This is a genomic window from Comamonas sp. 17RB (assembly GCF_030056555.1).
GTDB classification, from domain to species: domain Bacteria; phylum Pseudomonadota; class Gammaproteobacteria; order Burkholderiales; family Burkholderiaceae_C; genus Comamonas; species Comamonas terrigena.
In genome coordinates this window covers 126,334-151,410 of sequence record NZ_JASHHY010000002.1, presented here as the reverse complement: position 1 = coordinate 151,410, position 25,077 = coordinate 126,334, and the positions used below count along the sequence as shown (strand labels likewise).

General features: G+C 68.3%; 21 protein-coding genes and 1 riboswitch. Of the genes, 7 read left to right on the top strand and 14 right to left on the bottom strand.

All coding sequences use genetic code 11. From position 1 onward, the window contains the following. Window positions 1–52: 52 nt before the first annotated feature. Together QM470_RS03940 and QM470_RS03935 are read left to right on the top strand one after the other, a co-directional pair. A complete protein-coding gene (locus QM470_RS03940; protein ID WP_218333714.1) occupies window positions 53–1,681 on the top strand; it encodes a methyl-accepting chemotaxis protein in 1,629 nt (542 codons plus the stop codon). Between the two features lie 3 nt (window positions 1,682–1,684). Further along, entirely contained in the window at window positions 1,685–2,200 is a 516-nt protein-coding gene (locus QM470_RS03935; RefSeq protein WP_218333715.1) for a bacteriohemerythrin, read from the top strand. Between the two features lie 125 nt (window positions 2,201–2,325). Here QM470_RS03935 and QM470_RS03930 read toward each other — a convergent pair whose 3' ends face one another. Further along, entirely contained in the window at window positions 2,326–2,760 is a 435-nt protein-coding gene (locus QM470_RS03930; RefSeq protein WP_283338284.1) for a VOC family protein, read from the bottom strand. Between the two features lie 174 nt (window positions 2,761–2,934). Continuing rightward, a complete protein-coding gene (locus tag QM470_RS03925) occupies window positions 2,935–5,613 on the bottom strand; it encodes an FtsX-like permease family protein (RefSeq protein WP_283338564.1) in 2,679 nt (892 codons plus the stop codon). Between the two features lie 153 nt (window positions 5,614–5,766). Then, window positions 5,767–5,994, top strand: a riboswitch (cobalamin riboswitch). 132 nt (window positions 5,995–6,126) lie between these two features. Here QM470_RS03925 and QM470_RS03920 point away from each other — a divergent pair. After that, the gene (locus QM470_RS03920) at window positions 6,127–7,983 is read left to right on the top strand and encodes a TonB-dependent receptor domain-containing protein (protein ID WP_283338283.1); all 1,857 of its coding nucleotides are present in this window, start codon (window positions 6,127–6,129) and stop codon (window positions 7,981–7,983) included. Between the two features lie 38 nt (window positions 7,984–8,021). Here the strand turns inward: QM470_RS03920 and QM470_RS03915 are convergent, their stop codons facing one another. The 4 genes from QM470_RS03915 to QM470_RS03900 form a co-directional block, all read right to left on the bottom strand. Then, entirely contained in the window at window positions 8,022–8,726 is a 705-nt protein-coding gene (locus QM470_RS03915; RefSeq protein WP_283338282.1) for an ABC transporter ATP-binding protein, read from the bottom strand. Between the two features lie 38 nt (window positions 8,727–8,764). Then, complete coding sequence (gene miaA, locus QM470_RS03910) at window positions 8,765–9,760, bottom strand: tRNA (adenosine(37)-N6)-dimethylallyltransferase MiaA (protein ID WP_283338281.1); 996 nt, start codon at window positions 9,758–9,760, stop codon at window positions 8,765–8,767. Between the two features lie 50 nt (window positions 9,761–9,810). Next, window positions 9,811–11,001 (bottom strand): multidrug effflux MFS transporter, encoded by a 1,191-nt coding sequence (locus QM470_RS03905; RefSeq protein ID WP_280025227.1) that lies wholly within the window; start codon window positions 10,999–11,001, stop codon window positions 9,811–9,813. A gap of 154 nt (window positions 11,002–11,155) precedes the next feature. Next, entirely contained in the window at window positions 11,156–12,055 is a 900-nt protein-coding gene (locus QM470_RS03900; RefSeq protein WP_283338280.1) for an alpha/beta hydrolase, read from the bottom strand. 115 nt (window positions 12,056–12,170) lie between these two features. On the opposite strand from QM470_RS03900, the gene QM470_RS03895 reads away from it, so the two are divergent. Further along, window positions 12,171–13,043 (top strand): methylglyoxal synthase, encoded by an 873-nt coding sequence (locus tag QM470_RS03895; protein WP_066536436.1) that lies wholly within the window; start codon window positions 12,171–12,173, stop codon window positions 13,041–13,043. 135 nt (window positions 13,044–13,178) lie between these two features. Here QM470_RS03895 and QM470_RS03890 read toward each other — a convergent pair whose 3' ends face one another. Then, window positions 13,179–13,643, bottom strand: coding sequence for a cupin domain-containing protein (locus QM470_RS03890; RefSeq protein ID WP_283338279.1), 465 nt, complete (start codon window positions 13,641–13,643; stop codon window positions 13,179–13,181). 222 nt (window positions 13,644–13,865) lie between these two features. Here QM470_RS03890 and QM470_RS03885 point away from each other — a divergent pair, with 222 nt between their 5' ends. Further along, window positions 13,866–14,978 (top strand): alkene reductase, encoded by a 1,113-nt coding sequence (locus QM470_RS03885; RefSeq protein WP_283338278.1) that lies wholly within the window; start codon window positions 13,866–13,868, stop codon window positions 14,976–14,978. 23 nt (window positions 14,979–15,001) lie between these two features. Here QM470_RS03885 and QM470_RS03880 read toward each other — a convergent pair whose 3' ends face one another. Both QM470_RS03880 and QM470_RS03875 read right to left on the bottom strand, forming a co-directional pair. Then, window positions 15,002–15,997 (bottom strand): porin, encoded by a 996-nt coding sequence (locus QM470_RS03880; RefSeq protein ID WP_283338277.1) that lies wholly within the window; start codon window positions 15,995–15,997, stop codon window positions 15,002–15,004. A gap of 181 nt (window positions 15,998–16,178) precedes the next feature. Beyond that, the gene (locus QM470_RS03875) at window positions 16,179–17,186 is read right to left on the bottom strand and encodes a LysR substrate-binding domain-containing protein (protein WP_283338276.1); all 1,008 of its coding nucleotides are present in this window, start codon (window positions 17,184–17,186) and stop codon (window positions 16,179–16,181) included. A gap of 134 nt (window positions 17,187–17,320) precedes the next feature. Here QM470_RS03875 and QM470_RS03870 point away from each other — a divergent pair, with 134 nt between their 5' ends. Continuing rightward, window positions 17,321–18,073: a sulfite exporter TauE/SafE family protein gene (locus QM470_RS03870; RefSeq protein WP_283338563.1), complete on the top strand. Its 753-nt coding sequence runs from the start codon at window positions 17,321–17,323 to the stop codon at window positions 18,071–18,073. A gap of 127 nt (window positions 18,074–18,200) precedes the next feature. Here QM470_RS03870 and gdhA read toward each other — a convergent pair whose 3' ends face one another. The 4 genes from gdhA to QM470_RS03850 all read right to left on the bottom strand — a co-directional run bounded on the left by gdhA (window position 18,201) and on the right by QM470_RS03850 (window position 23,648). Further along, the gene (gdhA, locus tag QM470_RS03865) at window positions 18,201–19,547 is read right to left on the bottom strand and encodes an NADP-specific glutamate dehydrogenase (RefSeq protein WP_066536423.1); all 1,347 of its coding nucleotides are present in this window, start codon (window positions 19,545–19,547) and stop codon (window positions 18,201–18,203) included. A gap of 667 nt (window positions 19,548–20,214) precedes the next feature. Then, complete coding sequence (locus QM470_RS03860) at window positions 20,215–21,060, bottom strand: MurR/RpiR family transcriptional regulator (protein WP_066536420.1); 846 nt, start codon at window positions 21,058–21,060, stop codon at window positions 20,215–20,217. Between the two features lie 92 nt (window positions 21,061–21,152). Then, entirely contained in the window at window positions 21,153–23,219 is a 2,067-nt protein-coding gene (gene mutL / locus QM470_RS03855) for a DNA mismatch repair endonuclease MutL (RefSeq protein ID WP_283338275.1), read from the bottom strand. A 192-nt stretch (window positions 23,220–23,411) separates the two neighbouring features. Next, entirely contained in the window at window positions 23,412–23,648 is a 237-nt protein-coding gene (locus tag QM470_RS03850) for a YMGG-like glycine zipper-containing protein (protein WP_066536417.1), read from the bottom strand. 345 nt (window positions 23,649–23,993) lie between these two features. On the opposite strand from QM470_RS03850, the gene QM470_RS03845 reads away from it, so the two are divergent. Next, window positions 23,994–24,650, top strand: a complete 657-nt coding sequence (locus QM470_RS03845) for a DedA family protein (protein ID WP_218333811.1) — start codon at window positions 23,994–23,996, stop codon at window positions 24,648–24,650. A 142-nt stretch (window positions 24,651–24,792) separates the two neighbouring features. On the opposite strand, the gene QM470_RS03840 is transcribed toward QM470_RS03845, so the two are convergent. Continuing rightward, window positions 24,793–25,014 (bottom strand): glycine zipper 2TM domain-containing protein, encoded by a 222-nt coding sequence (locus QM470_RS03840; RefSeq protein ID WP_280013091.1) that lies wholly within the window; start codon window positions 25,012–25,014, stop codon window positions 24,793–24,795. Window positions 25,015–25,077: the final 63 nt, after the last annotated feature.

The following is a 25,077-nucleotide window of genomic DNA, read 5'->3' as shown; positions in this document are numbered from 1 at the left end:
CACCTCCGCAGGGTGGCCTGCGGATTTCTTGTTTTTCCTCCTCACGCTTTTCATGTCACTTCCTCATTTTTTGTCGACAGGCCGTGGCCTGCGCATCGGTGCCAAGCTGGGTTTGGCTTTTTTTACGATCAATGTGCTGATGTTCATCATCATCGTGGTGTCGGTGGTGCGCCTGACCGGCGTGACCCACACCACGCGCGACATCATCGAGGTGGAATGGGTCAAGACCGAAGCGGCCAATACCCTCAGCAGCATCGCCCTGGCCAACGGCCGGCGTACCGTGCAGCAACTGGTCAGCGCGCCGGCCGAGCGCCAGGCGCTGCGCAACGAGATCACCGAAGGCCGTGAGCGCTTCATCGCCGCCTTCAAGCTGCTGAGCGAACAGGTCAAGCGCCCCGAAGCGCGCGAGCTGCTGAAGAAGGCCGAAGCTGCACGCGGCCTGTATGTGGAATCGCAAAAGCGCTTCTATGAACTGCTGGACGCCGGCCAGGAAGATGCCGCCCGCCAGGAGATGCTGGGCACCACCCTAGTCCAGCTGGGGTTGGTGCAGCAGAACGCCGACGCCCTGGCCGTGATTGAAAAGCAGCTGGTGGTAGACGCCGGCCACAAGGCCACCGAGGACACCGAATCCGCCCGCCTGTGGGTGTCGGTGATCGGCTTTGGCGCCATGTGCCTGGGCCTGTTTCTGGCGTGGCGTATCACCCGTGCCATCGTCCGGCCGCTGGGCGAAGCGGTGCAGGTGGCCCAGGCCGTGGCCTCCGGCGACCTGAACAGCCGCATCACCGTGCGCACCACCGACGAAACCGGCCAGCTGCTGCAGGCGCTGCAGACCATGAACCACAGCCTGTCGGGCATCGTGACCGAAGTGCGCAACGGCAGCGATGCAATCGCCACCGCCACGTCGCAGATCGCCACCGGCAACCTGGACCTGTCCGGCCGCACCGAAGAGCAGGCCAGTGCGCTGGAGCAGACCACGGCCGCCATGCAGGAGCTGGCCGGCACCGTGGGCCAGAACTACGCCAACGGCCGCCAGGCGGCCCAGCTGGCCGAGACAGCTTCGCAGGTGGCCGTGCGCGGCGGCCAGGTGGTAGGCGACGTGGTCCACACCATGGAAGCCATCAACACCTCGTCGCGCAAGATCGCCGACATCATCGGCATCATCGACAGCATTGCCTTCCAGACCAATATCCTGGCGCTGAACGCCGCCGTGGAAGCCGCCCGCGCCGGCGAGCAGGGCCGCGGCTTTGCCGTGGTGGCGTCGGAAGTGCGTTCCCTGGCCGGCCGCAGCGCGGAAGCCGCCAAGGAGATCAAGGGCCTGATCGACGAGTCGGTCAGCAACGTCAGCAACGGCTGCACGCTGGTGGAGAAAGCCGGCAGCACCATGGACGAGATCGTGGTCAGCGTGCGCCGGGTGGCGGACATCATGAACGAGATCAGCGAGGCCAGCGAAGACCAGACCCATGGCATCGAGCAGATCAACCAGGCCATGATGCAGATGGACCAGGTCACCCAGTCCAATGCGGCCCTGGTGGAGGAGTCCGCCGCCGCCGCCCAGTCGCTGGAAGGCCAGGCCCAGGCCCTGGTGCAGGCCATCAGCGTGTTCAAGGCCGATGCCGTGCTGGTGCAGCGCAGCGCGCCTGCGCTGGGCATGCGCCCGGTGGTGCCGGCGCTGGAGGCCTGAGCGATGGCGTATTTCGAGTGGGCCGATGACATGGTGATCGATGGCGGCCCCATCGATGCAGACCACCGCCTGCTGGTGGATCTGGTCAATGAACTGCACACCGCCACCCGCGAAGGTCAGGGCCGGGCGGTGGTGGCGTCCATCCTGCACCGCGTCATCACCAGCACCCAGGACCATTTGCGCAACGAAGAGAACCTGATGGCGCAGATGGGCTTCCCCGATCTGGAGAACCACAAGGTCGGGCACAACCATTTCATGGACCAGCTGTGGGACCTGGAAAAAAAGCTGCAGGCCGGCAGCATCACCGTGGCGGCGCAGCTGTCTGCCGTGCTGCGGGACTGGCTGTCGCTGCACATCCGCCGCAACGACAAGGAACTGCTGCGCTTCCAGCGCCGCAAGGCGCGCGAACAGGCCCGTGCGGCGGCCGGCACCAAGGCCCCGTTGCTGGCACCAGCCAAGCCCTCGCAGGCGGCAGCTGCCCCCGGCGTGGCGCTGGCGAAGCCGGTGACCAAGGTCTAGGGCGCACCCAGTCCACCTGGCCCCCAGGCCTGGTGGCGGCCTATCGCCACCCACATCAGGCGCCTGCGCAGCCATGCCAGGCGCCTTTTGCATGCCGCGGTGTCGCCAGTCGGGCAAAGGCTTGCCTAGGTGGCGCCGCAGCCTGCCTGTTCCTGCGCCACGATCACCATCCAGGGCACGCCGAAACGGTCTTTCAGCATGCCAAAGGACGGGGAGAAAAACGTCGGCCCCAGCGGCATGGTGACCTCTCCCTGGGCGGACAGCGCATCAAAGTGCTTGCGGGCCTCGGCGGCATCGGTGCAGTTCAAGGTCAGGCTGAAGCCGGTAAAGGGGCGGGTACCGGGGCTGGGGTCGTCGCTGGCCATGATCAGGGTCTCGCCCACCTGCAGGCTGGCGTGCATCACCATGTCGGGCCGTGCGGGCGTGCATTCGGGTGGGGGCGGCTCCGGGCTTTCGCTGTAGCGCATCAGCGCCTGGATGGTCGCACCGATCGCATCGCGGTAAAAGTTCAGGGCCTCTTCGCAGCGGCCCTGGAACAGGAGATAGGTCTGGACTTGCATGCATGCCTCCGGTGGTTAGACAGCGGTTGTACGGCAGCAGCGCCAATGCAGGTATGACAGAACGTAGCCGGGCCGACCAAAGGCCAGGGCGGCATGGCGGGCACGTCGGTAATGGCGGGAATGTCGGGTGGCACGCGGTGGCGGTGTGCCACCGCCGCAGGCGCCATGCTGCCGTTACCAGTCTTCCTTCACCGCCAGCACCGCGTCCTCACCGGTGGCCTTGCGGCCGGCCCACCAGGCCGTCAGGGTGCCGGCCAGCACCACGGCGCAGGCCAGGGCCAGCAGGCGCCCGGCGGGTAGGCGCAGCTCCATGGTCCAGTGAAAGCTTTGCGGGTTGACCACGTGCACCAGGATGGCGGCCACGCCCAGGCCCAGCAAGGTGCCGGCCAGCGCTCCCATGGCCGTCCAGGCCGCCCCCTCGCCGGCGACCACGGTGAGGATCTGCCGGCGCGTCAGCCCCAGGTGGGTCAGCAGCCCAAACTCCTTGCGCCGTGCCAGGACCTGGGCGCTGAAGCTGGCGGCAATGCCGAACAGCCCGATGCCGATCGCCACCGCCTGCAGCCAGTAGGTAACGGCGAAGCTGCGGTCAAAAATCTCCAGCGAGCGCTGGCGCAGCGCGGCGCTGCTGGTGAATTCCAGCGGCGGAGCCTGCCCGCCGGACAGCCGGGCCAGGGCAGCTTCGATGCGCGGCTGCAGCGTGGCCTGGTCTTCGCCCGCAGCAGGCCACAGCGACAGCTCGGACATACGGGCATCGCCCGTCAGGCGCTGGTAGTCGCCCCAGTCCATGGCCACCGCGCCGAACTGGCGGATGTAGTCGCGCCAGATGCCGGCAATGAAAAAGCGCGTTTCTACTGCGCCGGCCGTGGGGGCAGTGGCCGGGCCGTCTGTCCCGGCAGCACTGCTGCCGGCCTGCCCGGTGCTGAACGCACGGTCCAGCAGCGGCCAGGGCTGGCCGGCCTGCACGCCATACAGCGTGGCCACGGCCTCGCTCACGTAGACGGCAACCATGCCGTTCGGAACCGACTGGGCAGGCGCTGCCCCCACCCACGGCAGCTGCTGGGCCTGCGGGCCGTGCAGCGGGCGCAGCAGCAGGCTGATGGCCGGGCGCTGCGGGTCCAGCCACAGGCTGGTGGCCCGCATCGGCTGGGCGCGTTTCACCCCGGGCAGGTCGCGCACGGCCTGCAGCAACGCGGGCGGCAGCAGCGCCGCGTCGGATTTGGACGAGCCGCCGGCCGCACGCAGGTACAGCGGCGAGGGCAGCACGGCGTCCAGCCAGTCCAGCATGCTGCCGCGAAAGCTGGTGACCATCACCGTCAGCGCCACGGCCAGGCTCAGGCTGGCCACCACGCCGCCCACGGCCACGCTGGCGCTGGCCCGCATGCGGCGGGCACGTTCCAGCGCCAGCATGGACAGCGGCTGGCGCAGCGTGGCCGGCCACAGCCGCTGCAGGCCGCCCAGCACGCGATCCAGCAACCAGGGCAGCAGCGCCATGCCGCCCAGCAGCATCAGTCCCACGGCCACATAGGCGGCCAGGGGAATGCCGCCAATGGGCGGCACGCTGGCCAGCAGCGCACTGGCGGCCACCAGGGCCAGGCCGGTCCAGGCGCGCGCAGGCGTCTGGCCCACGGCGCCCAGCCCTTTGAGCGTGGCCGCGGGCGGCAGTGCACGGGCCGTGCGTGCCGGCCACCAGGCGCCGGCCACGGTGGCGGCCAGGCCCAGGGCAAAGAAGGTGGCGGCAGCCGGTGCGCTCCACAGCAGCGGGGGCTGGCCGCCGGCAAAGTAGCCGCCGCCCAGGTCCCCGCCCAGCATGCGCAGGGCCAGCCAGGCCAGTCCGGTGCCCAGCGCAATGCCGGCCGCGCTGCCGACCATGCCCAGCAGGGCGGCTTCCCACAGCACCAGGCGCATGCGCTGCGCGGGCGTGAGCCCCAGCACGGCCAGCAGCGCCAGTTGCGGTGCGCGCCGCGCCACGCTCAGCGCCAGTACGGAGAACACCAGAAACGCCCCGGTGAACAGCGCCACCAGGGCCAGCACGGTCAGGTTGACGCGGTAGGCGCGTGACATCTCGGCCGCACGCTGCTGCTCACCGCCCGGCTGCTGCACCAGCACCTGGGCCGGCCAGCCGGGCAGGGCACGCAGCGCGGCGGTGAAGGCGCTGCGGCCGGTGCCGCTGCGCAGCAGCACATCCACACGCTGGATCTGGCCGTCCTGGCCCAGCAGGTCCTGGGCGGCGCCAATGTCCATCACCGCCAGCGGGGCGCCGCCGGCCGCCACCGTGCCGGCCACGCGCAGCGTCACGGCATGGGTGTGCACGCGCACCGGCAGCAGGGCGCCGGGGGCGCTGGCTTCGTCCAGGCCCAGGGCCTGCAGTGCCGCCGGGTTCAGAAACACCGCGTCGGGCGCGAACAGTTGCAACCGGTCCTGGTCGGCAAACAGCCGGGGCTGCAGCGCAGGGGCCAGTGGGGCCGACTGCAAGGCATCGCCGCCCAGCAGGCGCAGCGACAGTGGTTCCGGGATGGCATGCGGCGCGTGATCGCCAGCCACGGCCGTGGCGGGCGTGCTGTCGATCTGCACCGTGCCCTCGATCCACGGCGCGGCATGCTGCACCTCGGGCCGCAGCGCGATCAGCGGGTAAATGCTCTGGGGCAGGCTGGCGCGCATGCCACGGAATTCCAGATCTGGCTGGCCGTTGACGCTGCGCACCGCGCGGGAAAACTCATCCAGCGCCGACTGGTTGATCACATGCACCGCAAAACCCAGGGCCACGCCCAGCGCAATGGCCAGCAGGGCGGTCAGGCTGCGCCAGGGCTGGCGCCGGTACTCCTGCAGCGAAAAACTGGCCAGCAGGCGCGGCAGCGGAGAAGCGGTGAGAGAGGGTGAGGCGGGCACGGAGGTTCCAGGGCAAAACAGCGGTGTGCACCGCCCCCGGGGCGGGTGGGCACGCCTGCGCGGCCCAGGGTTCCATGGGCAGGGCATTCGCCATCCTACAAGCCCCGTGTCAGCCTGCTGCCTACAATGCGGGGTTTTGGTGCTTGCAGCGCTGTTCTGGCGCTGCGGTTAAACGGGAAACATGGACGCCGGCGCCCGCGCTGGCACAGCATGTACTGCCCCCGCAACAGTGAGCGCACAGGTCCCGCAGGACCCGCTTGCCATCTCTTGCCACTGGAGCCATGCGCTCTGGGAAGGCTTGGCAAGCCGTGCGCCAGTCTGGATACCGGCCAAAACAGGTCCAGCATCCGCTGGCGTGCCGCTGTGCATGCAGACCCGGGTTGCTGGTTGTGTGAAGCACGGGCGGGGACGCCGGTGCCAACCATGTGTGCATCCATGCGAAATTTCCAACCATTCCCAGCGGAAGGCCAGCGCGCTTCCGTGCGTTTTCCTCTGGCGGCCGTGGCCCTGGCCGCGGCCTGCCTGGCCCAGCATGCTGCGGCGCAAAACGTGCCCCTGTCCACCACGGTGGTGACCGCCACCCGCTCTGAAACGCCGCTGGACGAAACCCTGGCCGATGTGCGCGTGATCACCGAAGAGCAGATCAGCAACTCGGCAGGCCGCTCGCTGGCCGAAGTGCTGCAGCGCTTTGCCGGCGTGCAGATGTCCAGCAACGGCGGCCGCGGCAACACGCAAAGCGTCTATATCCGCGGCAGCAAGCAGGTGGTCCTGCTGGTGGACGGGGTGCGCTTCGGTTCGGCCACGCTGGGCACGCCCACGCTGGAGTCGCTGCCGCTGGAAGCCATTGAGCGCATCGAGGTGGTGCACGGCCCGGCATCGGCCCTGTATGGCAGCGATGCCATTGGCGGGGTGATCCAGATCTTCACCAAGCAGGGCAAGGGCGTGAAGCAGGCATTCGTGCCCCATGCCGCACTCACCTGGGGCCGCGCGGGCTACAAAAAGGCCGATGGCGGTTTTGCAGGCGAGCAGTCCGGCTGGAACTACAGCCTGAACATGGCGCGCGTCATCGACCCTGGCTTCTCGGCCACCAACCGCAAGAGCGCCGAATTCCGCTCCGATGCCGACAAGTTCAACCAGACCTCGGTCACGGCGGCACTGGGTTATGCCTTCAATGCCGACTGGCGCCTGGATGCCAATCTGATGCGGGCGGACAGCTATTCCGAGTTCGACCAGGACTACATCTTCATGCCCGACTGGAGCATGCCGCTGGTGAACGGTTCGTACAACGAATTCCGTGCCGCCACTAGCCAGCTCAAGCTGTCGGGCAGGCTGTCTGCCAACTGGAACAGCACCCTGAGCGTGTCGCGTTCCAATGACAAGCAGCGTTCCCACCACCGCCTGGAGGGCCGTACCGACCGTTACCAGGACCTGTTCCAGACCGAGCAGACCGAATACAAATGGGGCAACGAGATCAAGACCCCGGTGGGTGTGGTGGTGGCCGGCCTGGAGCGTCTGGAGCAGCAGATTGCCTCGTCCGAGCGCTACGACCACAAGGACCGTTCGACCAATGCCGCCTATGCCGGCCTGAACGGCAGCCACGCGGCGCATTCCTGGCAGCTCAACCTGCGCCGTGACGACAACTCCCAGTTCGGCGGCTACAACACCTGGGGCATTGGCTACGGCTACGAAGTCCTGTCCGGTCTGCGCGCGCGCGTGGCACGGGCCAGCAGCATGAAGGCGCCCACCTTCAACGACCTGTACTACCCCATGTCCGGCAACCCCAACCTGCAGCCCGAAAGCTCCAAGGGCAACGAAATCGGGCTGGACTGGAGCGTGGGCGGCCACGAGTTCAAGCTGACGGGCTTCGACAACAAGGTCAAGAACCTGATCTCCTGGGCCGACGACGGCACCGGCATGTGGTTCCCCTTCAACATCGACAGCGCACGCCTGAAGGGCTGGTCGCTGGGCTACAGCACCCAGTGGCAGGGCTGGGATCTGTCGGCACGCTACGAGCACCTGGATGCGGTCGATGGCAAGGGCCAGCGCCTGACGGACCGTTTGCCCGAGCACCAGGCCACGCTGTCGGTGGACAAGCGTATCGGCGCCTGGAAGTTCGGCACCAGCGCACTGTATGCCGGCAAGCGCACCGACAAGCAGGGTACGGTGGACCTGGGCGGTTACACCACCGTGGACCTGCACGCCGAATACCAGTTCGCCAAGGACTGGGCGGTGCAGGCCCGTGTGGCCAATCTGACCGACAAGGTCTATGAAACTGCCTACGGCTACAACCAGCGTGGCCGCGCCGGTTTTGTCACCTTGAAGTGGACGCCGCGCTGAAGTCGCGCCGCTAGCACGGCCCCGCGGGCCGGCGTTGTTCAGGCCGCCGCAATGCCCCGGGCCGTCAACCGCAGCACCCGGTCGGCGCGGGCCGCCGCGTCCGGGGAATGGGTGACCAGCACCAGGCTGGCGCCGGCTTCGCGGGTCTGGGCCACCAACAGGTCCATGGTGCGGGCGGCCGTGTCCGGGTCCAGATTGCCGGTGGGCTCGTCGGCCAGCAGCAGGGCCGGGCGGTGCACCAGGGCGCGGGCAATGGCCACCCGTTGCAGCTGGCCGCCGCTGAGCTGCTGGGGCAGGCGCTGCCCCATATCGCCCAGGCCCACGGCCGCCAGCATGGCCTGCACGCGGGCGTCCTGCTCGGCCGGGGTGCCACGCGCCAGCAGCATCAGCGGCAGGGCCACGTTCTGCGCCACGCTCAGATGCGGCAGCACGTGAAAGGCCTGGAACACAAAGCCCACATGGGCACGGCGCCAGACAGCCAGACCGGCTTCGTCCAGCCGGCCGATGTCCTGGCCCTGGTGCAGCACCTGGCCCTGGTCCCAGCGGTCCAGCCCGGCCAGGCAGTTGAGCAGCGTGGACTTGCCCACGCCCGAATCGCCGACGATGGCGACAAACTCGCCCGCCACCACCTCCAGGTTGACCTGCTCGAACACCGTGGCCGCATCGGCCCCTGTGCCATAGCGTTTGGCCAGGTCCACGACCTGAACGTTGGCGGGCGGTGTGCTGGCAGCTGGCAAGGACATGGTGAAGGCAGTCAACGGCGGGAGACGGGAGAGGCGGCTTACTTGGGCAGGCTGGCCTGCACTACACCCCAGGCCGCTTGCACCAGTTGCACGATGGCGTCGGGGGCCTGGCAGTCAATCGGGTGGCGCTGGGGCATGCTGCGCAGCCAGGTGATCTGGCGCTTGGCCAGTTGGCGCGTGGCGGCAATGCCTTTTTCGCGCACCAGGTGCATGTTCAGCGCGGGCTTGTCGCGGCGCTCCTGCCAGTCCAGTTCCTCCCACACCTGGCGGTAGCCCACGCAGCGCATGCTGGGCAGGTCCAGGTGCAGATCGGGACGGGCGCGCAGCGTGCGCACCTCGTCCACCAGGCCGTGCTCCAGCATCTGCTCGAAGCGCTGGGCAATGCGCTGGTGCAGCCAGGCCCGGTCGGTCGGTTCCAGCGAAAACAGCGTGGCATCGAAGCGCGGCGCCGATGCATCTTTCGCGGTATGGAAGCTGGACAGCGGCTTGCCGGAAATCTTCCACACTTCCAGGGCGCGCTGGATGCGCTGGCTGTCGCCGGGCGCCAGGCGCTCGGCGGTGACCGGGTCCACCTGGGCCAGCAGGGCGTGCATGGCGGGCCAGCCGATGTCGGCGGCCTGGGCATCCAGCGCGGCGCGCACTTGCGGGTCGGCGGCCGGCATCTCGTCCAGGCCTTCAAACAGCGCCTTGAAGTACAGCATGGTGCCGCCCACCAGCAGCGGCACGGCGCCACGGGCACGGATCTCGGCCACCAGGCGTTCGGTGTCGCGCACGAATTCGGCGGCGGAGTAGCTTTGTGTGGGCTCCAGGATGTCGATCAGGTGGTGGGGCACGGCGGCCAGCTCGGCCGGTGTGGGTTTGGCCGTGCCAATGTCCATGCCCCGGTAGACCAGCGCGGAGTCGACGCTGACGATTTCAGCGGCCAGGCCGCGCTGCTGCAGCACGGCAGACAGCGCCAGCGCGGCAGCGGTTTTGCCGGAAGCGGTGGGCCCGGCAATGGCAATGCAGGGCAGGGAAGAGGCGGAAGCGGTCACGGTCACAGAAAACAGATCAAGAGCGGGGCAGGAAAAAGGGCAGACGAGGCTCAGGCGGCCGGGGCCACGCCCCAGCGGCGCACCAGCACCCAGGACGCCAGGGCCGTCCAGGCTGCCCAGAAGGCTGTGCCGAAGACCAGAGGGTACACCGTACCGTCCAGGTGCTGGCCCAGCCAGGCACCCATGGCAAAGGCTGTCAGGGTCATGGCGCAGCCGTTGAGTGCCGCGGCGGTGCCGGCCGCCTGCGGAAAGGCGCTGACGGCGCCGCTTTGCCCGCAGGGCTGCTGGATGCCGTGGGCCACCATGTACAGGCTGAACGGCAGGGCATAGGCCCAGGCATTGGCCACATCCAGCAGGGCGGCGGCCAGCAGACTGCCGGTGCCGAGTACGGCCAGCAGCCCGGCTACGGCCACGGTGCGGCGCACGCCCAGGCGCTGCAGCAGGCGGCGGCAGAGGATGGTGCCGGCGATATAGCAGGCACCGTTCACGCCCAGCAGCAGGCCCACATCGGCGGCGGTCCAGCCCAGCACGCCGATGAAGGTGAAGGACGAGGCCGCCAGGAAGGTGAACAGCCCGGCGTAGGAGCCGCTGGTGGTGGCCGTGTAGGCCAGAAAAGTGGGGTGGCGCACGATGGCTGCCCAGGTGCGGGCCAGCTGGCGCGGCTGGGTGGCATCCGGGCGCGGCGTGGCCAGGCTTTCGCGAAAGCGCAGGGCCACCAGCACCAGCGTGGCCGCGCCAAACACCGCCAGCGCGGCCATGGTGGCGCGCCAGCCGAAGTGCTGGGCCAGCTGGCTGCCGGCGATGGGGCTGGCACAGGCGATCACGCCCAGGCCGGTCAGTGCCTTGGACATGGCCTGGGCGCCGGCCGTGGGGGTGTACAGATCGCGCACGATGGCGCGCGCAGCCATCACCCCCGCGCCGGTGGCCACGCCCTGCAAGGTGCGCCAGGCCACCAGCCAGTCCATGCTGGGCGCCAGCGCGCAGCCCAGGGCGGCCACCACATACAGGGCCAGACCGGCCAGCAGCACCGGGCGGCGGCCCCAGCGGTCGGACACCGGGCCCCACACCAGCTGCGAACCGCCAAAGGCCAGCAGCAGGGCGGTGAGCGTGAGCTGGGTCTGCGCCACCGGGGCCTGCAGCTGCGCCGTCAGCAGCGGCAGCGCGGGCAGGTAGAGGTCGGTGGTGATGGGCTGCAGCCCCAGCAGCAGCGCCAGCAGGCCGATCACCAGCAGCGGCGACATGCCGCGCAGCGGGGTGTCGAGGTGGTGGGCAGGGACAGGGTCCGCAGGGACCGAAGAAGAAGCGGGCGCGGCAGGCATACAGGGCCGCGAGCCTATCAGATTGCGCAAGGCTGCGCGGCGGGCCGGGCAGCCGCTCGTGGAGCAGGGGCCGGGTTCAGTTCCTGTCCCGGCCTTTGTCTGCGGTGGTGCTGCGCCCCTGGCCCAGCTCGGCCGGCCACAGCTGCTGTAGTGCCACACGGTACTGGGCCAGTCCAATGGCACCTGCGTTGTGGTGGGTGGCGCCGTCCACCAGCACCCAGCGCTTGGGCGTAGGGGCAGCCTCATAGAGGCGCTGCCCCAGGCTGGAGGGAATCAGCTGGTCGGCGCTGCCGTGCACCACCAGCAGCGGTGCCTTGAGCTGCGGCACCTTGTCCACCGAATCGAAAGGCTGGGTGATGAACGGCTGGAACGGCAGCCAGCCCCATTTGAAGGTGCGCGCCACATCGGCAATGCGGGTGAACGTGCCTTCCACGATCAGGCCGCGCACATCGGGCACGCGCGTGGCCAGGTCCACCGCAATCGCGCCACCCAGCGAATGGCCGAAGATGAAGCGCGGCCGGTCGGGGTACTGGCTGGCCAGCCAGTCCCAGGCGGCCTGTGCATCGGCACGGGCCGAGGCTTCGGACGGCAGGCCCTTGCTGCTCTGGCCAAACCCCTGGTAGTCCACGGCCAGCACGGCAAAGCCCAGCGACTGCATGCGGCGCATGCGGGCCGTGGAGCCGCTGACGTTCCAGCGCGCACCGTGCAGGTACAGCAGCACCGGGGCATCGGCGCGCTGCCCGTCCAGCCACAGGGCATGCAGCCGCGCTTCATGGGATGTGCCCTCCTGGTCCGCCTCCACCCGGTGGGGGTGGGTGATCCAGACCTCCTGCATGCCCTGCTGGTCGCTGCGCGGCCAGAGGCGGTCGCTGGGCTGGAAGATCATTTCGCGCTGCTTGGCGTCGATGGCAGCGCAGCCCCCGCCCGCCAGCAGGGCGGCCGTGGCCAGGGCGAGGAACAGACGTTGCAGGCGCATAAAGAGGTGACGGCCCAGGAAAAAGGGGGTGAAAGATGCGGCAAAACTGCCAGGGATCTGTCGTATTTTGGGTCTATGCTCGGTAATCCAACCAGTTTTATGGGAATGCTTCGACATGCTCTTGGGTCTTGCCGCCAACCGACTGCACCACCAAACCGAAGATGGCGCCCTGTTCGCCCTGCTGCGCGCCTGCGAGCCGGGCATCCGCGAGCTGCAGCTGGGCCTGCATGTGGTGGGCCGCACCTGCGACGCCATTGCGGCGGCCGAAATGCTCAAGGGCTACAAAGGCCTGGTGCGCTACCCCTATGGGCGCGACGGCGGGCTGATGAAGCTGGTGGCCGAGGTGGTGGGCATGCCCGGGGAAGGGCGCACGCTGGACGGCGCCATCTATCTGACCGACCCGGTCGATCCCTCGTCCATCTTTCCCGAGGCGCTGGCCCTGAAGCGCCAGTGCGTGATCCACGGCAAGCCGTTTCTGTCGACCGTGGCCAGTGCGCGCGACTGGGTGGAGATGGAACGCATCCATGCCGGTCTGGCGCCCGACCGCAGCGCCGACCGCTTTCACGATTTCGGGCACCAGACCGTGGCCCTGATTGCCCACGATGCCATGAAGCCCGCCATGCTGGACTTTGCGGCCCGCAATTTCGAGCTGCTCTCGCGCTTTCAGCGCCGGGTGGGTACCGGCACCACGGGGCAGAAGCTCAATGAACTGGCCTGGAGCAAGGGCTGGCCGGCCGACCGTCCCTGGGTGGACCGCTTCAACAGCGGCCCGCTGGGCGGCGACGCGCAGATTGCCGACCTGGTGCTGGAGCGCCGCTGCCAGCGCGCCATCTTCTTTGAAGACCCACATGTGGCGCGCCAGCATGAGGCCGACATCCAGTTGCTGGAGCGTGCCGTGACCACCATCACCCACGAGGCGGTCTGCGCCACCTCGCCCGCCGTGGCGCAGCGCTGGTGCGATGCGGCAGTGCGGCGCGCCGGGAGTTGAGGCGGTAGCGCGTTGGCGGCGGTGGCTGCCGTTGCGGCCTTTGCAGCCGAGGCAGCATTCCGCAGAGGCGTTCCAGACACTCCAGGCACCACACAGCCGCCCCAGGGTGGCTGTGTGCGTTCAGGTGCGGTGCGCTCAGGGCGCAGGCGTGGCCAGCGGCTTGCCCTTTTCCACCACGTAAACGCCGATCAGCTTGACGGCCGCATTGCTGGCGTTGTGTGCGTCGTGCACCACGCCGGCGGGCACCACAAACGATTCACCGGCCTTGAGGGTGCGGGGCGGCTGGCCGTCCACCAGCAGATCGACCTGGCCTTCGCTGACGTAGCTGATCTCGTCACCCGGGTGGGTGTGCCGCCCGGCCCGTGCGCCGGGGGCCACTTCGACCCGGGCCACCACGGCTTCACGCCCGGGTGTGGACACATCGGCCTTGCCCACCAGAGTGCGCGACAGGCCGCTGGCAGGCGCGGGCTGTGCGGCCTGTGAGGCCTGTGAGGCCTGTGAGGGGGGCGGGCTGGCCTGGGGGGCGGCGCAGCCGCCCAGCAGGAACAAGGCACTGGTGCACAGCACGCTGGCCACGGCCGCGCGGGAAGAAAAATGCATGGGACTCTCCTAGGCTGGGGTGACAGGGGAACAACCTGTCCCTTGTACCGGGGAGTGGGGCCGGGTGGCCAGGGGGCCGGCCCTAGGTCGGACAGCGGGGACGGGACCGTCAGGTGCCGCAGCAGGCCATGCGGCCGTCCCGCCGATGCCATATCCTGTGCACTGCAACATTTTTCTGTCTGCGCGACCATGGACGCCATGCCATCTGAAAGGCCTTCGCCGATGTTGTTCACCCCCTACCGCCTGGGCGCACTGACGCTGCCCAACCGCCTGGTCATGCCGCCCATGACCCGTTCCCGCGCCGCCGCCGGCGACGTGCCCACCGCGCTGATGGCGCAGTACTACGCCCAGCGGACCTCGGCCGGGCTGATCGTCAGCGAAGGCACGCAGATCAGCCCCCAGGGCCAGGGCTATGCCTGGACCCCGGGCATCTACAGCCCCGCGCAGGTGGCCGGATGGAAGCAGGTGACCGATGCCGTGCACCAGGCCGGCGGCCGCATCTTTGCCCAGCTGTGGCATGTGGGCCGCATCTCGCATGTGGACCTGCAGCCCGGTGGCGTGCCGCCGCTGTCGTCCTCGGCCCTGCTGGCCGAAGGCGTGAAAGTGTTTGTGGATCCCGGTCAGCAGGGGCCGGAGGCTGGCGTGGGCGGCATGGTGCAGCACAGCATGCCGCGCGCGCTGACGCTGGAAGAGATTCCTGCCATCGTGCAGCAGTTCGCCCACGCGGCCCGCAACGCGCTGGATGCCGGGTTTGACGGCGTCGAGCTGCATGGCGCCAACGGCTATCTGATCAACCAGTTCATTGATTCCCAGGCCAACGACCGCACCGACGCCTACGGCGGCAGCCTGGGCAACCGCCTGCGCTTTCTGAAGGAAGTGGTGGAAGCGGTGGTGGCCGTGGTGGGCAAGGACCGCATCGGCGTGCGCCTGGCGCCGCTGACCACGCTCAACGGTGCGGTGGACGACACTCCCCAGGCCACCTACCTGGCGGCGGCCAAGCTGCTCGACGACCTGGGCGTGGCCTACATCCACATTGCCGAAGTCGACTGGGAAGATGCGCCCGAGATGCCGGTGGCGTTCAAGGAAGCGTTGCGTCTGGTCTACCGCGGCACGCTGATCTATGCGGGGAAATACACCGCCGCCACGGCCGAAGCCGCCTTGCAGGCCGGCTGGGCCGACCTGATCGGCTTTGGCCGACCCTTCATCGCCAACCCGGACCTGCCATACCGCCTGCAGCATGGGCTGGCGCTGAACCCGCCCGACGGCAGCACCTTCTTTGGCGGTGCGGCCAAGGGGCTGACCGACTATCCCCTGGCATCCGCCCTTCCGGCCTGAATGCCGCCGGGCCGGGCTGCGGCTCAGAAATACTGGCGCAGCCCCACGCCGAAGGAGCGCAGATCCCCGCCGGCGGTGCCCGTGCCGTAGCTGGCATGGGCGCGGTTGTCCAACCGGGTGAATAGGGCGTACAGCTTGGTGCGCGGGCTCAGGTTGTAGTTGTACGCCAGCGTCCATTGCAGGGCCTGGGTGTCGGCCGCGTTGCCGGCTTTGCCGGCATAGCCCACGTTGACGTGGTATTCGCTGGCGCCGCGGGTGTGGATGGCGGCGATGCGCGTGGTGTGGCGACCGCCCTGGGTCGCGTCCACCGCATAGCCGGCGTGGTCCCAGCCACGGCTGTACTGGTGGTAGGCCGAGAAGGTCCAGCTTTCGCTGAGTGCATAGGTGGCACGCAGCGTGGCCTGGCGGGCCGGCCCCCAGTCACCATAGCCCAGGCCGAAGGACCAGTCGCCCAGCGCGTAGGTGGCGGCCAGGTCCCAGGCGTTTCTGGCAGGCTCGGCGGCCTGTTCGTGCAGGCTGGTGCCGATCTCCACCGTCAGATCGTTCCAGGTGGGCGTGCGGTAGGACACATGGTTGCTGCCCTGCGACACAAAGGCGTACAGCGCATCCGCCGAGGTGCCGGTGTCGAAGTTGTGCGCATTCACCACATCGGCGGTGGCGTAGTAGGCCTCGCTGATGATGCGGCCCATGCGCAGCATGCCGAAGCGGCCGGACAGATGGACTTCGCTCTTGCGGTTGAAGAACGTGGTGTCGGTGTTCGCACCGGTGTCGGATTCAAAGCCGCTTTCCAGTTGGAAGCCTGCCCGCAGGCCGCCACCCAGATCCTCCTGCCCGCGCAGGCCGAAAAAGGATTCGTTGTTCAGCATGCCGGTGGTGCTGACATGGTCCTGGGTGCTGCGTTCCACCGAGGTGTTGATGCGGCCATAGATCTGCAGGCCGGCGGTTTCGGCCTGGGCGGTCGAAGCCAGGGCTGCCAGGCTGGCGGCAACGGCCAGCACGGAAGGGGTGCGTAGGTTCACGGGGATGGGAAAAGAAAGGCAAAAAACACATGCCCGGGCCGCTGCTGGGCAGCGACGGGACAGCGGGCGCGCATGGGGGCGGGGCGGTGGCAGCACCGCGGGCCGGCCATGCGGCAAGGGGCGACATGCTAGGCCAAGCAGGGCCCGGGTGCAGGCAGCCCAGGCCAAAGCGCAGCACAGGCTATGGGTTTGGGGCGGTGCGGTCGGCCTGGCCTGGTAGATCGGCACAGACCTGCTGCAGGGCCTGGACCAGCAGTTGCTGCTCGGCGTAGCGGGCGCCTGCCTTGCGCTGGAACAGCGTGATCGGCGGCAGCTGCCAGCTGAACTGGTGGGGCACGATGGCCACGCCGGCAATGCGCACCAGCTCCTGGGCAATATCGGCCGGCACGATGGATACGGCGCGTTCATTGGCCGCCACCAGCTCGCCGATCACCTTGGCGGACAGGCTTTCCACATAGGGCGGCGGGGGCTCCACGCCGGCGCGCAGAAAGAAGTCGGTGATCTGCTCGCGCATGGGCGTGTTGCGCGGGCCCAGCACCCAGTCCAGTTCGGCCAGTCCGGCCCAGTCCAGCGGCCGCCGGGCCAGGCGTGCCGCCAGCTTGCGGTGGGCCACCAGCTGCGGTGCCTGGGTGTAGAGCACGGTGTGCTGCAGACCGTCCATGTTCAGGATGGCCGAGGTGCGGCCGACCACGCAGTCCAGCTCGTGCGCACGCAGCCGCTCCAGCAGCTGGTCGCTGGTGGATTCGTGCAGCGTGACGGTGATGCGCCGTCCCTGCAGGCGCGTGCGGTCGATGGCCTGTGCCAGCATGCGCCCGGGCAGAAAGGGAATCACCCCCACCTGCAGGTGGGCGGCACGCTCCTGGGCCACGGCGGCCATGTCCAGCGCCCAGTGGTCCAGATCCGCCAGCAGGGTGCGGGCACGCGCCAGCACCAGCGCGCCCAGGTCTGTGAGGGCCATGCCCCGGGACGAGCGGGTGAACAGCGGCGCGCCGAACAGGGCCTCCAGTTCCGCCAGGGCCTGGGTAACGGCGGGCTGGCTGGTGGCCAGCTGCTCGGCCACGCGTGTCAGCGAGCGCTGCTCGGCAATGGCCACCAGCAGCAGCAGGTGCTTCATCTTCAGCCGCTGGGCCAGGCGGCGGGCCAGTGCCAGCTGGGGCAACGGTGTGGCGGGTGCGGCAGGGGGCTGCATGGCAAGCGTTATTCCATAAGTAAAAAGATATGAAGCAATAAAAATACGCGATTTTCTGCTTATGACAAGTGGCCAGAATCCCCGCCATGGCCCGCGCTGTTGTGGGCAGTGCAGACACGAGGGAGTGGCAGGACATGGAATCGCTGTGGATGGTGGTGGCGCTGGGTGCCGGGGTGGCGGGATTTGTGCAGGGGCTGTCGGGCTTTGCCTTTGGCATGGTCGCCATGTCGCTCTGGGCCTGGGTGCTGCCGCCGCAGCTGGCGGCGGTGCTGGTGGTGTGGGGGGCGCTGCTGGGCCAGTTGCTGGCGGCGTTCACGGTGCGCCGGGGCTGGAGCTGGGCGCTGCTGCTGCCGTTTGTGTTGGGGGGGCTGGCGGGCATTCCGCTGGGGGTGTGGCTGCTGCCGCAGCTGGACATGCGCTGGTTCAAGGCGCTGCTGGGCGGTCTGCTGGTGCTGTGGTGCCCGGTGATGCTGCTGGCACCGCGCTGGCCGGCACTGGTGGTGGGTGGGCGCTGGGGCGACGGGCTGGCCGGCATGGCCGGCGGTGTGCTGGGCGGCGTGGGCGGATTCACCGGCGTGGTGCCCACGCTGTGGTGCACCTTGCGGCGCTACCCCAAGGAGCTGCAGCGAGCGGTGATCCAGAACTTCAACCTGTCCATGTTGCTGGTGACCATGGCGGTGTACCTGGGCACGGGCATGGTCACCCGCGACATGCTGCCGCTGTGTGCCGTGGTGGCGCCGGCCATGCTGTTGCCGACCTGGCTGGGCACCCGGCTGTATATCGGCATCAGCGAGGCGCGCTTTCGGCAACTGGTGCTGGGCTTGCTGACCCTGTCGGGGGTGGCCATGCTGGCGGCGGCAGTGCCGCAACTCCTGGCCGCGTCCTGAACCAGCAGGGCGGGCGGTCAGGGGACAGTGGGGTTGGGATTCTGGCGTGCCGCACCATGCAAAACAGGGACCCGAAGGTCCCTGTTGGAGTGCGTGCACTGCGCGCTGCGGCAGCGCAGCGCCGGGCTTAGATCACACCCTGGGCTTGCATGGCTTCGGCCACCTTCACAAAGCCGGCGATGTTGGCGCCGTCGATGTAGCTGGTGGAGCCGTCGGCACGTTGGCCGTACTTCACGCAGGCAGCGTGGATGCCTTGCATGATCTGCAGCAGACGGGCGTCCACTTCTTCGGCAGGCCAGCTCAGGCGGGCTGCGTTCTGCGACATCTCCAGGCCCGAAGTGGCCACACCGCCGGCGTTGGATGCCTTGCCTGGGGCGTACAGCACGCCAGCGGCTTCGAAGGCCTTGGCGGCTTCGATGGTGGAAGGCATGTTGGCGCCTTCGGCCACGCAGATCACGCCGTTGGCGATCAGGGTCTTGGCATCGGCCAGGTCCAGCTCGTTCTGGGTGGCGCAAGGCAGGGCCACGTCCACCTTGATGGACCAGGGGCGCTGACCGGCCAGGAATTCCACGCCCTGCACCTGTGCGGCGTAGTCGCTGACGCGGCCGTACTTGTTGTTCTTGATGTCCATCAGGATGGCCAGCTTCTCGGTGGTGAAGCCGTTCTTGTCGTACACGGTGCCGGACGAGTCGGACACGGTCACGACCTTGGCACCCAGGGCCATGGCCTTTTCCACGGCGTACTGGGCCACGTTGCCGGAGCCGGACACGGAGACGGTCATGCCTTCGAACGACTTGCCGCGGGTCTTGAGCATTTCGTCGGCGAAGTACACGGTGCCGTAGCCGGTGGCTTCAGGGCGGATCAGCGAGCCGCCGAAGGTCAGGCCCTTGCCGGTGAACACGCAGGCAGCGCTGTTCGACAGCTTCTTGTACATGCCGGCCATGTAGCCCACTTCGCGGCCACCCACGCCGATGTCACCCGCGGGCACGTCGGTGTCCGGGCCCACATGGCGGAACAGCTCCTGCACGAAAGCCTGGCAGAAACGCATGACTTCGGCCGGGCTCTTGCCCTTGGGGTCGAAGTCCGAACCGCCCTTGCCACCGCCCATGGGCAGCGTGGTCAGTGCGTTCTTGAAGGTCTGCTCGAAAGCCAGGAACTTCAGCACCGACTGGTTGACCGAGGGGTGGAAGCGCAGACCGCCCTTGTAGGGGCCGATGGCCATGCTGTGCTGGATGCGGAAGCCGCGGTTGACCTGGACCTGGCCCTTGTCGTCGGTCCAGCTGACGCGGAACTGGATGATGCGCTCGGGTTCGACCAGGCGTTCCAGCAGGGCGTTGTCAGCGTACTTGGGGTTCTTTTCGATGAAGGGCCACAGGGATTCCATCACTTCGGTGACGGCTTGCAGGAATTCGGGCTGGCCAGGGTTGCGGGCAGCAACTTCTTGCAGGAACTGGTCGAGAGAGGCGTACTTCATCAGGAACTTTCAGCAGACAAAAGGTCGATCGCGGAAATGCGAAGAAGAAAATTATGCCAAAAATGTATGGCGGCATGCACCAAAAAAGACATAACCTCTACAAGACTGGTGCATGACTGATTGTTTTTGGTGCGTATTTGTGGGTTTGTGCACAAATTTGGAGCATTTGAGGCACGGGCAGCGAAGCGGCCCGTGTACACGCCGAGATGGCGCCCAGCAACGGCCAGCGGCCGGTGGGTCGCATGGTGTGCTGTCGGGCTGGCGCGGTGGCAGCGCCTCCCATCCATGTGCAGGGGCGATGCAAGACATCGCGAATGGCGATGGTTTGCCGTACCAGTACAGCCCGGTCGCGCAGACTGGCAAAAGCGGCAGCAAGCGGCAAGGGAGCGGCGGCAACAGGCGGAGCCGGTGCAGTAGGGGACGTTGTGGGTGTAGTCAGTCGGTATTGCGATAGCCCAGGCCGGGTGGTTGCTCACGCTGGTTCTGCCGCCCGCGCGATTCTGGTGGCCCGCGCTGTGAGCGTGCACAGTGGCGGGCGGGGCGGCTCCATGTCCGGTGCGCTGCTGTCTGTGGCTGGCTGCGCAGCGATGGCGCGCAGGGTCGGCAGGCACTGCGGCCGATCCGTGCCGCGCGGTTCAGTCCCTGCGCTGCAGCGCAGGCCGGCCGCTCAGATCAGCTCGAACGGCTGGTTGCTCCACTGCACGGCGTGGGCAGTCAGGCTGTAGATCAGGGCCGATGCGGCCGTGGTGTCGAAGACCGGAGGCACATGGCGTTCGGCCCCGCCCTGGTTGCGGCTGTAGGCGCTGGTGTGGCAGCGCAGCAGCCAGTCGGATGCCGGGGCGGTGCTGGCCAGATCGGTGATGCACAGCACCTTGGCGCCGGCCGTGCGCGCGGCCTGGGCCACTTCGCCCAGCAGCGGGTCGGTGCTGTGCAGCGCAAACAGCACCACCAGATCATGGGTGTCCAGGCGCGGCAGCACGTCCTGCACGGTTTCGCCCAGGTCGGGCACCAGAAAGGCGCGTTTGCCCAGGCCATGGCGCAGCTGCCAGCGCAGGTGCGTGGCCAGGCTGTGGTTCTGCTGCAGGCCCATGCAGAACACCTGGGGGGCCTGGTTCAGCGCGGAGGCCATGGCGTCCATCACCGGGGCGGGAATCTGGGCCACGGTGGCGGCCACGTTCTCCTGCACCTGCTGCCACAGCTGCATGGGGGTGGGTGCATGTTCGGCCACGTGCACCGACAGCGGCACGCCACTGGGCGTGCTGTCCAGCCGGGCCTGGCGGCGCGCTTCGTCATAGCTTTCAAAGCCCAGGCGGCGCACAAAGCGGGTGACGGTGGCGTTGGACACCCCGGTCAGCTGGGCCAGTTCGCTGGCGCTGTAACCGGCCGGGTTCAGTGGCTGGTCCAGCACCATCTGGGCGAGCTTGCGCTCGGTGGGCGAGAAATCGGGCAGCGCCTGGCGCACGCGGGCAAAGAAGGGGGCGGCGGGAGCAGGGCTGCGGGGGGTGGTGGCCATGAAAGCAGACGGTTCGGCGGAAACTGGGGCGAAAGTGTAGAGACAAATGGCGGCGCGCGCTGCAGGCGGGCTGCAGCACGGGCCGCCCGGGATCAACGGCCGCGCAGGAACAGCGCGTCCAGCTCCTTCATGCTCAGCTGGCGCCAGGTCGGGCGGCCGTGGTTGCACTGGTCCGAGCGCTCGGTGGTCTCCATCTGGCGCAGCAGGGCGTTCATCTCATCCAGGGTGAGGCGGCGGTTGGCCCGCACGGCACCGTGGCAGGCCATGGTGGCCAGAATCTCGTTGCGTGCGCGCTGCACCACGCCGCTGGCATCCTGCTGCTCCAGCTCGGCCAGCACGCTGCGCGCCAGCTCCACCGCATCGCCCTGGGCTAGCGTGGACGGCACGGCCCGCACGGCCAGGGTCTTGGGCGAAAACGGTGCCACTTCCAGCCCCAGCTCGCGCAGCGTGTCGGCATGGGCCTCGGCCGTGGCCACTTCCTGCGGTGTGGCGGCAAAGGTGGCGGGAATCAGCAACGGTTGGCTGGCGATGGGCTGGTCGTTGCCCAGCTGGGCCTTGAGGCGTTCGTAGACGATGCGCTCGTGTGCCGCATGCATGTCCACAATCACCATGCCCTGGGTGTTTTCGGCCAGGATGTAGACGCCGTGCACCTGGGCCACGGCGCGGCCCAGCGGCCAGGCGGCGGCATCGGCGGTGGCCGGGGTGGCGGAGGACATGCTTTCTGTCGCCGGTGCATCCGGCATGGCTGTGGGCGACGGTGCCGGCACGGTGCTGGCCGGGGCCAGCTGCGGACCGGCCAGGGCCGGTTCTGCGGCCACGGGCGCCGTGGCCGCGAAGGCTGGTGCAGAGGCAGCGGCAAGCGCATCGGCAGCTGCTTCGGTCGCTGCGGCTGCGGGGACTGCCGTGCCGGCCGGGCTGGCTTCGCGCATCGGGGCCCACAGCGCCGTCATGTCGTTGACCACGTGGCCGGCGCGCTCGGTCAGCGGCATGGCGTACTGCACCTGGGGCGTACGGGTGGGTGTTGGGGTCTGGGGCTGCCAGGCGGCTGGTGTCGCCGCGCTGCCCGCCGGCGTGCCGCCTTCCGTATTCTGTGGCTGCGCCTCGGCCTGGGCGGCCAGCAGCGCGGCGCGCGGGGCGGCCAGGGCGTCCTCGATGGCGTGGCGCACGGCCTGGTGCACTTCGCGGCTGTCCCGAAAGCGCACTTCAATCTTGGTGGGGTGCACGTTCACGTCCACCCGGGCCGGATCGATGTCGATGTACAGCGCATACAGCGGCTGCTTGTGGCCGTGCAGCACGTCTTCGTAGGCGCTCTTGGCGGCATGCGTCAGCACTTTGTCGCGCACAAAGCGGCCGTTGACATAGCAGTACTGCTGGTCCGGGCGGGAGCGGGCGGCGTCCGGCAGTCCGGCACGGCCGATCACCGTGATGCCGCTGCTGCTGGTGCGCTGCACCGGCAGGGTGTTGTCCACAAACTCCTGGCCCAGCACATCGGCCAGGCGCAGGGCCAGGGCGGCGTCCGTCAGGGTGCTGGCGGGCACGGCGCGCCACTGCTCCACCAGCTTGCCTTCGTGCCAGATGGCAAAACCCACGTCCGGGCGGGCCAGGGCGTGGCGGCGCACGGCTTCGATGCAGTGCGCCAGCTCGGTGGCATCGCTTTTCAGGAACTTGCGGCGGGCCGGGGTGCTGAAGAACAGTTCCTTGACTTCCAGAGTCGTACCCTGGCCGCGGGCGGCGGGGCGCAGCTCGCCGCTGCGGGCGTCGAGCAGGAAGGCGTTGTCCTGCCCCTGGGGGCGGGAGAGGATGGAGGCTTCCGACACCGAGGCGATGGCCGCCAGTGCCTCGCCCCGGAAGCCCATGGTGACCACGGTTTCCAGGTCGTGCAGATCGCGGATCTTGCTGGTGGCGTGGCGGCGCAGGGCCACGGGCAGCTCGTCGCGGGGAATGCCGATGCCGTCGTCTTCGACCGAGATCAGGCGCACCCCCCCGGCCAGCAGGCGCAGCGTGATCTGCGTGGCGCCGGCATCCAGGGCGTTGTCCACCAGCTCGCGCACCACGGAGGCGGGGCGCTCCACGACCTCGCCGGCGGCGATCTGGCTGATGAGTTCGTCAGGAAGGTCCTGGATGCGCCGGCGTGCGGGCGTGCTGTCGGAAGAAGTCATTGCCGGTGATTCTATGCAGTGCTGGCCCGGGTGCCCGCCGCGGCGGCCATACCGCAGGCCGGGATAGGGGCGGGCCGGAGGGGAACAGGTGCTGGCATAAAAAAACCCGCAGCCCTGGGGGCGGCGGGTGAAGTGAACGCGCGGGCCGCAGGCAGCCGGCGCGGATCAGTACCAGGTCGACCGGGAAGGCGCTCAGCGGCGGTAGCGGCGGCCGCCTTCGCTGTTCTTGCCCACTTCATTGCCCAGCAGGGCGCCGGCAGCGGCGCCGCCGATGGTGCCCACCGGGCCGCCGAAGAGGGCATTGCCCAGCACGCCGCCGGCGACGGCACCCACACCGGTGCCGATCTGGCTGTTCGATGGGTGGTGGGCGCATCCGGCCATGCCGAAGGCAGCCAGGGTCAGGGTGGTCAGGGCAAGGGTTCGCTTCATCACAACAATTCCTCCTTATGGAATCACCAACTCTCACCAACGGAGTTGTTGGCGCATGGGCGCACTGTGCCGTCTCGCAGGCCGGGTTTTGCGAAGAACGTGTCGCCAGCACATAAAGATGTGTAACAAAGCGCATGCGTTGACAGGGCAAATCGAATTGCTTGAAAGCAAAGGTTTCTATTGCATGAAAAGGTGTGCAGATTCCGCGCAACGCGTAACGGCCTCGCTGACAGCGCTACAGTACGCGCAGCAAGCGCACACCGGTGGGTGGGCGTTCTGAGCGTGTGCCGAAAAATCCACTGGAATGACGGCCCCACGCCCTACCGATTACTGAGAGAGCGCATTTTGGAAATCATCCAGTTTCTGATCGACTTCATCCTCCACGTGGACAAGCACCTGGAGGCGTTTGTGGTGGCCTATGGGCCGTGGGTGTACGGGCTGTTGTTCCTCATCGTGTTTGTGGAAACCGGCGTGGTGGTCATGCCGTTTCTGCCGGGCGACTCGCTGCTGTTCATCGTCGGTGCGCTGGCCGGCGCCGGCATGATGGACTATTCGCTTGCCTGCGGGGTGTTGCTGGCCGCGGCGATCCTGGGCGACCAGAGCAATTACAGCATCGGGCGCTTTCTGGGGCCCAAGGTGTTCCAGTGGGAGGATTCGCGCTGGTTCAACCGCCGGGCGTTTGACCAGGCGCACAACTTCTATGAGCGCTATGGCGGCATCACCATCATCCTGGCGCGGTTCATGCCGTTCATTCGTACGTTTGCGCCGTTCGTGGCCGGTGTGGCGCACATGGGGCGGGGCAAATTCACGCTGTTCAACGTGGTGGGTGCACTGATCTGGGTGCTGGGCATCACGGCCGCCGGCTATTTCTTCGGCAATCTGGCATTTGTGAAGCAACACCTGGAAAAGATCATCTGGGCGCTGATCCTGGTGCCGGGCCTGATCGCCATTTACGGCGCCTGGCGCGCCGGGCGCAAGGAGCAGCAGGTCGCCATCCGCTGACCGCAGGGCGTATCCCGCACGCGCCGTGCGGGCCAGGCGCAAAAAAAAGCCACTGCAGCGCTGCAGTGGCTTTTTTCATGGCGGGTGCGCTGCCAGCCACGCCCGGCACGGTGGCCGGGGGGGCAGCCCCCCGTTCAGGCGGTCAGCGGCGGTCCTGGTTCTTGCCGATCTGGTTGCCGATCACGGCGCCTGCGGCCGCACCACCGATGGTGCCGACAGGGCCGCCGAATACGGCATCCCCCACCACACCACCGGCGACGGCGCCTACCCCTGTGCCCAGCTGTTGGTTGTTGGCACAGCCACTGAGACCTGCTGCCAATGCCAGCACGGCGACACAGCTACCAAGGCGTTGCAATGTATGCATTTCAGCTCCTTTCATGCATCTGCGAGCTGCCGTGTGCAGCCCCATTGCAGACAGTCTTGCCTG

Bases quoted from the DNA above. Each gene is read 5' to 3' on its own strand.
- QM470_RS03940 (WP_218333714.1), top strand. From the start codon at position 53: ATGTCACTTCCTCATTTTTTGTCGACAGGCCGTGGCCTGCGCATCGGT.
- QM470_RS03935 (WP_218333715.1), top strand. From the start codon at position 1,685: ATGGCGTATTTCGAGTGGGCCGATGACATGGTGATCGATGGCGGCCCC.
- QM470_RS03930 (WP_283338284.1), bottom strand. From the start codon at position 2,760: ATGCAAGTCCAGACCTATCTCCTGTTCCAGGGCCGCTGCGAAGAGGCC.
- QM470_RS03915 (WP_283338282.1), bottom strand. From the start codon at position 8,726: ATGTCCTTGCCAGCTGCCAGCACACCGCCCGCCAACGTTCAGGTCGTG.
- QM470_RS03905 (WP_280025227.1), bottom strand. From the start codon at position 11,001: ATGTCGCCGCTGCTGGTGATCGGCCTGCTGGCGCTGCTGCTGGGGCTG.
- QM470_RS03900 (WP_283338280.1), bottom strand. From the start codon at position 12,055: ATGCGCCTGCAACGTCTGTTCCTCGCCCTGGCCACGGCCGCCCTGCTG.
- QM470_RS03895 (WP_066536436.1), top strand. From the start codon at position 12,171: ATGCTCTTGGGTCTTGCCGCCAACCGACTGCACCACCAAACCGAAGAT.
- QM470_RS03890 (WP_283338279.1), bottom strand. From the start codon at position 13,643: ATGCATTTTTCTTCCCGCGCGGCCGTGGCCAGCGTGCTGTGCACCAGT.
- QM470_RS03885 (WP_283338278.1), top strand. From the start codon at position 13,866: ATGTTGTTCACCCCCTACCGCCTGGGCGCACTGACGCTGCCCAACCGC.
- QM470_RS03875 (WP_283338276.1), bottom strand. From the start codon at position 17,186: ATGCAGCCCCCTGCCGCACCCGCCACACCGTTGCCCCAGCTGGCACTG.
- QM470_RS03870 (WP_283338563.1), top strand. From the start codon at position 17,321: ATGGAATCGCTGTGGATGGTGGTGGCGCTGGGTGCCGGGGTGGCGGGA.
- gdhA (WP_066536423.1), bottom strand. From the start codon at position 19,547: ATGAAGTACGCCTCTCTCGACCAGTTCCTGCAAGAAGTTGCTGCCCGC.
- QM470_RS03860 (WP_066536420.1), bottom strand. From the start codon at position 21,060: ATGGCCACCACCCCCCGCAGCCCTGCTCCCGCCGCCCCCTTCTTTGCC.
- mutL (WP_283338275.1), bottom strand. From the start codon at position 23,219: ATGACTTCTTCCGACAGCACGCCCGCACGCCGGCGCATCCAGGACCTT.
- QM470_RS03850 (WP_066536417.1), bottom strand. From the start codon at position 23,648: ATGAAGCGAACCCTTGCCCTGACCACCCTGACCCTGGCTGCCTTCGGC.
- QM470_RS03840 (WP_280013091.1), bottom strand. From the start codon at position 25,014: ATGCATACATTGCAACGCCTTGGTAGCTGTGTCGCCGTGCTGGCATTG.